We start from the raw sequence: 8,122 nt of genomic DNA on the forward strand, positions 1-8,122 counted from the left end.
GAGACAAACACAAAAAAACCCCGCCTAAGCGGGGTTTTTAATCAAAATCCGGTCTTAGGCGGAAATAACGTTCACATATTGACGGTTGTTTGGACCTTTTACTGTGAACTTCACTTCGCCATCCGCAGTGGCAAAGAGAGTGTGGTCACGACCGATGCCAACATTGTTGCCTGCGTGGAATCTGGTGCCGCGCTGACGAACGATGATGTTACCTGCAGCGACCTGCTCGCCGCCAAAGCGCTTGACACCCAATCGTTTACTTTCGGAATCGCGACCGTTACGGGTACTACCACCAGCTTTCTTGTGAGCCATGATATTCTCCTATTTACTCTCAACCAGCACTGATGCCGGTAATTTTAACTTCGGTGTACCACTGACGGTGGCCCATTTGATTGCGGTAGTGCTTGCGACGCTTGAACTTGATGATTTTCACCTTGTCCCCACGACCGTGGCTCAGCACCTCGGCTGTCACCTTGCCGCCCGCTACCAGGGGCGCGCCAATAGTGATGTTGTCGCCATCGGCAACCATCAGTACTTCGTTGAAATCAAAGCTCTCACCTGTGGGGACTTCCAGCTTTTCCAGGCGCAGGTATTCACCTTCCTGTACCCGGTGCTGCTTGCCACCACTTTTAATCACTGCGTACATATTATGCTCCGTATTCGCTCATGCCTGTTCTAAGCCGGGGGAACGATTTCCCCAAGGCCGGTTTTGCGAGGGCGTGAATTCTAAGTGAAAGCCCTCTCCACCGCAAGTACAAAACAGCCCTAAAACCCCGATGCTACCGGGCCCGAACTTGACAGGCTTGCCGCCCCTCACTAGGATGCCCATCCATCCTTATGACGCACTGCCACCATCATCACGCGCCGATAAATAACTGAACGACAAGGCTACGGCATGTTGCCCTTTCACGAAGCGGTCAAACCCCAGTTTCAACAGGTCAATGACCTGATTGTCAGCCAACTGCATTCCGATGTTGGCCTGGTGGAAAATATCGGCCAATACATCATCGACGCCGGCGGCAAGCGTCTGCGCCCCCTACTGGTTCTGTTGAGCGCCAATAGCTGCGGGTATCGAGGTGACCAGCACATTGCCCTGGCGGCGATCATCGAGTTTATCCACACCGCCACCCTGCTCCACGATGATGTGGTAGACACCTCTGATCTGCGCCGTGGCCGGGCGACCGCCAATGCCCGTTTTGGCAATGCGCCCAGCGTGCTGGTCGGTGACTTCCTCTACTCCAGGGCTTTCCAGATGCTGGTTGACATCGGCGATATGGAGATCATGCGCATTATTGCCGACACCACCAACATCATCTCCGAAGGGGAAGTCCAGCAACTGATCAATGCCGGCGATCCCGATACCAGCGAAGATGCCTATAGCGAAGTGATTCGCAAGAAAACAGCGCAACTGTTCGAGGCGGCCACACACACGGGCGCGGTACTCGCCGGATCCAATCGCAGCCAGCATGAAGCCATGCGCCTGTACGGACATCACCTCGGCATGGCCTTCCAGCTGGTGGATGATGCCCTCGATTACAGCGGCAACACGGACGAACTGGGCAAGAATGTCGGCGACGACCTCGCCGAGGGCAAGCCCACCCTGCCCCTTATTTACGCCATGCAGCACGGCACCCAAGCGCAGGCTGAGCTGATCCGAGGCGCCATTACCGACAGCGGCATTGATCAGCTCGATGCCATCCTCGAGGCCATTCACGCCACCGGCGCCCTGAATTACACCCTGGAGCGCGCAGGACACCATGTCCGGGCAGCACAAGCCTGCCTGGAAGGCATGCCGGATTCAGCTGAACTGCGCGCCATGTCCACGCTGGCCGACTTCGCGCTCAGCAGGACGTTCTAGAAACTGAACATTCACGCAAGACATTTCGGCCGTCAGGTTTGTTTGCCCCTTATCGCCCTCTCAAACAACCAGCACTCAGCTTATCGGGAAGTCTCCTGTCCCCCGAATGCCCAGATTTTCTGGACTTAACCATGGGATCGGCTAAAATTCGCCCCTTCGACCCGCAATCCACCAGAGTAACGTAAAGGCAACCCAATCAATGACCATATTTGTTCCCCAGTCGCAGCATTCATATACCCGCGAAGAAATCGTGGCTTGCAGCAATGGCGACCTTTTCGGTGAAGGCAATGCCAAACTGCCCGCAGACAATATGCTGATGGTGGATCGAATCACCCGCATTCACGCCGAAGAGGGCGAATACGGCAAGGGGATGATTACGGCGGAACTGGATATTCGCAAAGACCTGTGGTTCTTCGGCTGCCATTTTCACGGCGACCCGGTGATGCCTGGCTGCCTGGGTCTGGACGCCATGTGGCAGTTGACCGGCTTCTTTCTGGCCTGGAAAGGCAACCCCGGCCGGGGGCGGGCACTGGGTGCCGGCGAGGTCAAGTTTTTTGGCCAGATTCTCCCGGATGCCGAACTGGTCAGCTATCGTATTGATATTTCAAGAATCGTGGAAAGAAAGTTAAAAATGGCAATTGCCGACGGCAAGGTGTTTGTTGATGGTCGTGAAATCTACTCCGCCAAAGATCTGCGCGTCGGACTATTTGAATCCACTGACAACTTTTGATCCTTTCTATTACAATTACCGGATCTGATGGCCGGTCTGGGGAGTAACCGATGAAACGTGTGGTAATTACCGGAATGGGCATTGTCTCCTGTCTCGGCAATGACAAAGAAACTGTTACCCAATCACTGCTGGAAAGCCGTTCCGGTATCGTCTTTCGTGAAGATTTTCAGGCCATGGGCCTGCGCTGCAATGTCGCGGCCAGTCTGGATCTGGATCCGGCCGAACATATCGATCGCAAAGTACTGCGCTTCATGGGCCCGTCAGCCGCCTACGGCTATATCGCCATGGACCGCGCCATTGCCGATTCCGGCCTGAGCGATGACCAGGTTTCCAATGTCCGCACCGGACTGGTGATGGGCTCCGGTGGCGTCTCCGGCCAGATGTTTACCGAAACCATCGATGTGATGCGCGAACGCGGTATCAAAAAGGCCGGCCCCTACCGAGTCACCCAGATCATGGCCAGCACCGTATCGGCCTGCCTGGCCACGCCGTTTAAAATCAAGGGCACCAACTACTCCATTGCTTCCGCCTGTGCCACCAGCGCCCACAGTATTGGTCACGCCATGGAGCTGATCCAGATGGACAAACAGGACGTGGTGTTTGCCGGCGGCGCCGAGGAAATGCACTGGTCCATGGCCGGGATGTTCGACGCCATGGGCGCCCTGTCCAGCAAATACAACGACACCCCCGAAAAGGCCTCTCGCGCCTACGACGCCGATCGCGATGGCTTCGTACCCGGTGTCGGTGCCGGCTGCCTGGTGGTGGAAGAACTGGAACACGCCCTGGCCCGCGGTGCAAAAATCTACGCCGAAATCGTCGGCTACGGCTCGACCTCCGACGGTTATGACATGGTGGCCCCCTCCGGTGAAGGCGCTGTGCGCTGCATGAAAATGGCCATGGCCACCACCGATGGCGCCATTGATTACATCAATACCCACGGCACCAGCACACCGGTCGGTGATCTTCAGGAGCTGAAAGCCATCAAGGACGCCTTTGGCAATAACGTGCCGCCAATCAGTTCCACCAAATCCCTGTCCGGTCACGGCCTCGGTGCCGCAGGAGTGCAGGAGGCCATTTTTAGCCTGCTGATGATGGAAAATGACTTTATCTGTGCTTCCGCCAATATCGACAATCTCGACCCTGAAGCCGCCAACCTGCCCATTGCCACCCAACGGGTTGATAATGCCAACCTGCAGCGGGTGATGTCCAACAGCTTTGGTTTCGGCGGCACCAATGCCACTCTGGTCTTCCAGCGCTACAACTAGTCCTTGGCCAGCCCCGGGGCATCCCGGGGCGGCAAGAAAACCCCAATACATTCCCGGGCATTGTGTGTTGTAAATGATATCCACATCGGTTTACAGGCCCACCTTTGCCCCCCTCATCGCCATCATCGACTTTGCCATCGTCATTCTCGCCAGTGTCCTGGCCCACGCCTTCCGATTTGGCCAGGTTTCCATGGGCGCCAAATTTCAAGTGTTGGCGGGTGGCGCTGCCCTGCTGCTGGTGTTCTGCCTCACCATTACCAGCGTCTACGACTCCTGGCGCGGCAGGAAGCTGCTCACCCTGATCAAGCGCTACACCCTGGGTCTTGCCCTGGCACTGGCGATTCTCGCTATTTTTCTGGTCTTTACCAAAACCTCCGACCTCTTCTCGCGCCTGTGGATTGCCTACGCCATGGCCCTGGTATGGCTTGGCGGTGTCGGCTATCGCTGTATCCACTTTCTCTACCTGCGGCAGCTGCGGTTAAAGGGCAAAAACCTGCGCAGGATCTTATTCATCTCACCCGATATTGATCACTGCCGTGCCATTTTCAAGGCGGAAGAGCTGCGCCTCTCCGGTTATCAGGCGGTAGACTACCTGGGGGCAAAGCAGATCGAGCACTGGATCCAGAGCGGCAGCTTGATCGCCGAACTGAACCAGCGCCCCGCCGACGAGGTGTGGCTGGACATGCCATTGAGCATGGGCAGCTTTATCAAGGATATTGTCTACGAGTTGCGCCACTCGACCATGGACATCCGTTTTTTCCCGGACTTCCAGGATATCCAGCTACTCAACCACAAGGTCTCCAGCATCGTTGGGCACTATGCCATCGATATCAGCTGCACCCCACTGAGCGGGGTTAACCGGGTAGTTAAACGATTGGAAGACCTGTGTATTGGTTCACTGATCTGCCTACTCATCACCCCTGCCTGTTTGTTTATCGCACTGGCGATCAGGCTCAGCTCACCGGGCCCCATCCTGTTCAAGCAGTATCGCCACGGCCGCGATGGCCGCCGCTTTAAAGTGTACAAATTCCGCTCCATGGAGGTACATCAGGAAAGCGACGGTTCTGTCATACAAGCCCAGCTTGGCGACCCCCGGGTAACGAAGCTCGGCGCATTCCTGAGGCGCACCAGCCTGGATGAACTGCCCCAGTTCATCAATGTGCTGCAGGGACGGATGTCCATCGTCGGCCCGCGCCCCCACGCCCTGGTTCACAACGAGTATTACAAGGATCTGGTGGAATCCTATATGTGGCGACACAAGGTCAAACCCGGCATTACCGGTCTGGCACAGATCCGCGGCTATCGCGGCCTCACCGACACCCTCGATAAAATGGAAAAGCGCGTGGAGTGTGATCTGGAATACATCAATAACTGGTCACTGTGGCTCGACCTGAAAATCATCCTGCAAACCCTGGTGAAGGGGCTCATCCATAAAAACGCCTTTTAGCCTGCCACACTCACGCCAGGCTCACTGGCGCCAACACGCCGTTTCCCTCCTGCCCTCAAAGGGTTAGTATCGCTTGCATACCGACCATAACAACGGGGGATGCAGATGAAACTCTACGACTATCCAGGGGTTCCAAATCCCCGCCGCCTGAATATTTTCCTGGCGGAGAAAGGCCTCGACTTCCCACGGATACAAGTGGACCTGATGAACGGTGAGCAGCTCACCGAAGATTTCCGCAGCAAAAGCCCCAATTGTGATGTGCCCGTGCTGGAACTTGACGACGGCACCTGTCTTTCACAGACAAACGCCATTTGCCGTTACCTGGAAGCCGTTTACCCGCAACCTGCATTATATGGACGAACCCCCAGGGAAATCGGGCTGGTCGAAATGTGGAACAACATCTGTTTCACCAACGGCTTCCAGGCGGTTGCAGACCTGTTTCGCAACGGCCCGGACTGGTTTGAGGGGCGGGCGCTGATCGGTCCCCACCATTACAACAAGATCCCTGAACTTGTGGAGCGTGGCCGGCAACGCATCAACAACTTCTACCACGATATTAATAACCATTTGAGAGACAAGGATTATTTCGTCCAGGGCTACTTCTCGGTGGCGGATATCACCGCCCTGGCCACTATAGACTTCGCCATCTGGAGCGGCACGACTATTCCTCCCGAGTGTAAAAACCTGCTTGACTGGCATCAACGGGTTTCACAACGGCCCAGCATCAAGGCTAACCCATAAGCCCTCTGCGCCATGACAGTCACGGCTTTCCAAGGTACACTTCGCACTTGAATTTCTGGAATTGGAGCAAGGCATGGCCCGGGGTATCAACAAGGTTATTCTGATTGGCAATTTGGGCAAGGACCCGGAAACCCGCTATTTGCCCAGTGGCGGCGCGGTCACCAACCTGACACTGGCAACCAGTGAAACATGGAAAGACAAGCAGTCCGGCCAACCGCAGGAGCGCACAGAGTGGCACCGGGTGGTATTTTTCAATCGCCTGGCTGAGATCGCCGCTGAGTACCTGAAAAAGGGCAGCAAAGTCTATATCGAAGGCTCCCTGCGCACCCGCAAATGGCAGGGGCAGGACGGGCAGGATCGCTACACCACGGAGATCGTCGCCAGCGAAATGCAGATGCTGGATGGCCGTGGCGGAGCGGGCGGTTACAGCGACGAGATGCCGTCAACACAACAGGCGCCGGCGCAACAGGGTCGGCCCCAGGCTGCTGCTGCACCCGGCAACAACAGTGCACCGGACCCGGGTTTTGACAGCTTTGACGATGACATCCCCTTCTAAGCAAGCACCGACACATCCACAAAAAAACCCCTCTGCCGAGGGGTTTTTATTTTTCGCATCTCTTAATAACCAGAGAGGCCTCTAGGCCGCAGCGGGCTCCATGGGGCGCCCCAGGATCGTCTCCATCGCCTCGTGCTGGAACAGGTCATGATCCACTTTGAAATAGGCCAAGCGGTGTTCAGGTATCACCACGACATCGACTATCCCCGGCACCTTGCCGACAAAATCCGAAGCGACAATCCTTTCCTCTGGCCCAAGTGATACAACCAGGCTCTTGAGATGTCGCGGCCTCTTCATCGTCAAGGCCGCAAGCAGCCATAGGGAAATCATCGCAGCGGCCATCCAGAAAACCTGCTGATAGCCGTAATGATGGGCAACAAAACCACCCGCAACGCCACCGGCAAAAGCACCGAGAAACTGACTGGTGGAATAAATTCCCATCGCCGTTCCCCGCCCGCCCGCCGGGGCGGACTTGCTCACCAGCGACGGCAGCGTCGCCTCCAGCAGGTTAAAACCCATAAAGAACACAAACAGGCCAAACACGAACAACCACCTATTGGTCGCCCCCGTCCCCAACAACAACTCACCGACGCCCAGCACCACCACTGCCGCCACGAAGACCGGCTTCATCTTGCGCCGGGTCTCGGCAATGATGATAAAGGGCAACATACACAGGAACGACAATCCCATCGCCCCCAGGTAGATCAGCCAGTGATCACTGCGCTGGAAATGCAGACTTTGCTCAAGCATCACGGGCACCGCCACCCAACTGGCCATCTGGGCAAAATGCAGGGTGCCGATCCCCAGATTTAGGCGCAGCAGCTCAGTATCCCGAAGGAGTCGGCTGAACATGGCCGGAACGGCTTCGGCTTCCGCGTTGTGTACCAGCGTCGCGGGGGTGGGAATCACGAATATCAGAATCAGAATGCCCACAACGGCCAACACGGCAGCAATCCAGAACAACCCGGAGAGGCCCCACTTATGGGCAAGGATAGGTCCAAACACCATGGAAAACGCAAAGGAGATACCAATGCTGCCGCCCACCGCTGCCATCGCCTTGGTACGATTCTGCTCCGTGGTCAAATCCGACAACAGCGCCATAATGGTACTGGCCACCGCGCCCGCTCCCTGCATGGCCCGCCCGGCAATCAACCCCCACATGGAATCCGTCAATGCCGCCATCAGGCTTCCGACCAAAAACATCAACATACCACCGACAATGACCGGCTTGCGGCCAATGCGATCAGACAGGAAGCCGAGTGGAATCTGGAACAGCCCCTGAGTCAGGCCGTACACACCAAGTGCCAGCCCCACCAGAAAAGCAGTACTGCCCGCATAATTGCCCGCATACAGCGCCAATACCGGCAACAGCATGAACAACCCCACCATGCGGAAGGCATAGAGAGAGGCCAAACCAACCAGGCTTTTGCGTTCCAGTGAGTTCATGGGAATGACAGCGCTGACATCAGAAAGGGGGCATTATAAAGGGCCGGCAGAGGAATAAGTAGGGGAGTCGCGGCCTGCC

The 8,122-nt window shown here is 56.5% G+C and carries 9 protein-coding genes; 6 read left to right on the plus strand and 3 right to left on the minus strand.

From position 1 onward, the window contains the following. Window positions 1–54: 54 nt before the first annotated feature. Both rpmA and rplU read right to left on the minus strand, forming a co-directional pair. On the minus strand, window positions 55–312 hold the full coding sequence (rpmA, locus tag ABY948_RS09845; RefSeq protein WP_461482362.1) for a 50S ribosomal protein L27: 258 nt from the start codon (window positions 310–312) through the stop codon (window positions 55–57). 19 nt (window positions 313–331) lie between these two features. After that, window positions 332–646: a 50S ribosomal protein L21 gene (gene rplU, locus ABY948_RS09850; protein ID WP_461482363.1), complete on the minus strand. Its 315-nt coding sequence runs from the start codon at window positions 644–646 to the stop codon at window positions 332–334. Between the two features lie 249 nt (window positions 647–895). Between rplU and ABY948_RS09855 the strand changes: the two genes are divergently transcribed. The 6 genes from ABY948_RS09855 to ssb all read left to right on the plus strand — a co-directional run bounded on the left by ABY948_RS09855 (window position 896) and on the right by ssb (window position 6,597). Then, window positions 896–1,858, plus strand: a complete 963-nt coding sequence (locus tag ABY948_RS09855; RefSeq protein ID WP_461482364.1) for a polyprenyl synthetase family protein — start codon at window positions 896–898, stop codon at window positions 1,856–1,858. 199 nt (window positions 1,859–2,057) lie between these two features. Beyond that, window positions 2,058–2,588 (plus strand): 3-hydroxyacyl-[acyl-carrier-protein] dehydratase FabA, encoded by a 531-nt coding sequence (fabA, locus tag ABY948_RS09860; protein WP_461482365.1) that lies wholly within the window; start codon window positions 2,058–2,060, stop codon window positions 2,586–2,588. A 50-nt stretch (window positions 2,589–2,638) separates the two neighbouring features. Next, window positions 2,639–3,853 carry a beta-ketoacyl-ACP synthase I gene (gene fabB / locus ABY948_RS09865; RefSeq protein ID WP_461482366.1) on the plus strand — a complete coding sequence of 405 codons (1,215 nt, stop codon included), beginning with the start codon at window positions 2,639–2,641 and terminating at the stop codon, window positions 3,851–3,853. Window positions 3,854–3,926: 73 nt separating this feature from the next. Then, the gene (locus ABY948_RS09870; RefSeq protein WP_461482367.1) at window positions 3,927–5,300 is read left to right on the plus strand and encodes an undecaprenyl-phosphate glucose phosphotransferase; all 1,374 of its coding nucleotides are present in this window, start codon (window positions 3,927–3,929) and stop codon (window positions 5,298–5,300) included. A 105-nt stretch (window positions 5,301–5,405) separates the two neighbouring features. Next, window positions 5,406–6,041, plus strand: a complete 636-nt coding sequence (locus ABY948_RS09875) for a glutathione S-transferase family protein (RefSeq protein ID WP_461482368.1) — start codon at window positions 5,406–5,408, stop codon at window positions 6,039–6,041. Between the two features lie 73 nt (window positions 6,042–6,114). Then, window positions 6,115–6,597: a single-stranded DNA-binding protein gene (gene ssb, locus ABY948_RS09880; protein ID WP_461482369.1), complete on the plus strand. Its 483-nt coding sequence runs from the start codon at window positions 6,115–6,117 to the stop codon at window positions 6,595–6,597. A gap of 81 nt (window positions 6,598–6,678) precedes the next feature. Here the strand turns inward: ssb and ABY948_RS09885 are convergent, their stop codons facing one another. Beyond that, window positions 6,679–8,043 carry an MFS transporter gene (locus ABY948_RS09885; RefSeq protein ID WP_461482370.1) on the minus strand — a complete coding sequence of 455 codons (1,365 nt, stop codon included), beginning with the start codon at window positions 8,041–8,043 and terminating at the stop codon, window positions 6,679–6,681. Window positions 8,044–8,122: the final 79 nt, after the last annotated feature.

The organism is Porticoccus sp., from assembly GCF_041592135.1.
Classification (GTDB): domain Bacteria; phylum Pseudomonadota; class Gammaproteobacteria; order Pseudomonadales; family Porticoccaceae; genus Porticoccus.